The following is a 1,723-nucleotide window of genomic DNA, read 5'->3' on the forward strand; positions in this document are numbered from 1 at the left end:
GCCGAGGCGCTCGCCCTCCCCGGCGGCCATGCTGCCGAAGCCGACGAGGACCGGCCGCGGCCCGGCCGCGAGGAAGTCCTCCAGGACCGCGGGCAGTTGCGCGTCCGGCTCGACGTACGGCCACCAGGCGCCGGTCACCTCCAGCCCGGCCGCCCAGTCGGACGGGCGCGGCAGGAGCGCCGTGCTGAAGCCGTGCAGGACGGGCCAGCCGGCCCGCTCCTGCCGCCGGCGCATCCGTACGGAGGGCAGCGCAGGCAGCTCCAGACGGTCGCGCAGCCGCGCCACCGCCGGCTCGAAGACCCGGTCCGCCATGCGCAGGGCGAACCGCCCGGCGGCGCGGTTGCCGAACCGGCCCAGCGACCGGGTCCCCATCACGGTCGGGGCGAAATCGCCGGTCGGGGCGGTGGGCTGGAGGTACACCCCCAGGCTCGGTATCCCGGTGGCCTCCGAGACGTGCCAGCCGAGCGGGGCGGTGGTCGTCGACAGCAGGAGCAGGTCGGTGCCCTCGGCCACGGCGCCGGCGAACCCCTCGCCCAGGTCGGTCATGAACGCGGAGGCGGCCCCCAGGAGTTCGCGCCGGGACCGGGCGCCGCCGTGTGCCCGGGGGTCCGCGGGCAGCCGCCGGAACTCAAGCCCGGCCTCCTCGGCCAGGGGAGCGAAGGCCTCCGTGGCGGCGAGGGCGACCTCGTGCCCGGCGCGGAGCAGGGCGGCGCCCAGCCCGGTGTACGGCGCGACGTCACCGCGCGACCCGGCCGTGGCGATCAGGATTCTCATCGGTCTTCCTCAGTGGTTCGGTCGGTACGGATGCGGCGGCGCCGCCGCGGCGGGACGCATTGGCGTGCACCGCCCCGGCCAGATAGGCGGCCAGGTCCGGGCGCTGCTGCGACGGCGGCACGACGAGGGCGAAGGCGCGGGGGTCGGCGGCGAAGTCCTCGGCGATGCGCCGGTGCATGTCGGGCGGGCAGGGCGTGAACCAGCGGGTCACGTGCAGCCGGTGCTCCTCTGCGAGGTCCATGGCCCGTTCCCCGTCGGCGGGTTCGCCGTCGTCGAAGGCGGCGAGCAGCTCGGCCCGCCAGGCGGCGGCCTCGCCCATGAGCCGGGTCCAGTCCTCCTTGGTGTGGGCGGACGCCCGGGCCATGGCCTCCCGGTGTCCCGCGGAGTCCTGCCACTTCAGCTGCGCGTCGGTGGCGTAGGTGAGGTCGAAGGCGATCTCGCCGAAAACCTCGAAGCGCTCCTCCGGCGTCAGGGACACGCCGGTCTGCTGGACCTCGATCGCCCGCTCGGCCACCTCGGCCAGCCGCTGCAGCCGGCCGATCTCCTCGGCCAGTTGCCGCTGCCGGGCCCGCAGGTGCTCCAGCGCGTTCGCCTGCGGGTCCGCGAGGATCTCGGCGATCTCCTCAAGGGGGAAGCCCAGTTCGCGGTAGAACAGGATCTGCTGGAGCCGCGCGAGGTCGGCGTCGTCGTAGCGGCGGTAGCCGGCCCGGCTGCGGTCACCGGGCGAGAGCAGTCCCGTCCTGTCGTAGTGGTGCAGCGTGCGTACGGTCACCCCGGCGAAGGCCGAGACCTGACCCACGGTGTATCCCATGGACCTGCCCTTTCGTTCGTCCCCAGCCTCAACCCTGACGCAAGGGGAGGGTCAACCCGGCCGGCGGTCGCCGGGCGTGCCTGGCGGCTTTTCGGGCACGGAGCGTGGACAGTACCCCGTAGCAGAACCCGTGACGGG

2 protein-coding genes are annotated in these 1,723 nt (G+C 74.8%); both read right to left on the reverse strand.

Annotated elements, in window-relative coordinates; translation table 11 throughout:
- On the reverse strand, positions 1–774 hold a 774-nt coding region (locus AB0F11_RS38125; protein ID WP_362184456.1), incomplete at its 3' end, for a glycosyltransferase.
- Positions 737–1,585 (reverse strand): MerR family transcriptional regulator, encoded by an 849-nt coding sequence (locus AB0F11_RS38130; RefSeq protein WP_362184458.1) that lies wholly within the window; start codon positions 1,583–1,585, stop codon positions 737–739. The genes AB0F11_RS38125 and AB0F11_RS38130, both read right to left, overlap by 38 nt.
- Between the last annotated feature and the right edge of the window lie 138 nt (positions 1,586–1,723).

Source organism: Streptomyces sp. NPDC032472, assembly GCF_040636955.1.
Taxonomy (GTDB): domain Bacteria; phylum Actinomycetota; class Actinomycetes; order Streptomycetales; family Streptomycetaceae; genus Streptomyces.

Coding starts and splice junctions, on each gene's coding strand:
- AB0F11_RS38130 (WP_362184458.1), bottom strand. CDS start 1,585: ATGGGATACACCGTGGGTCAGGTCTCGGCCTTCGCCGGGGTGACCGTA.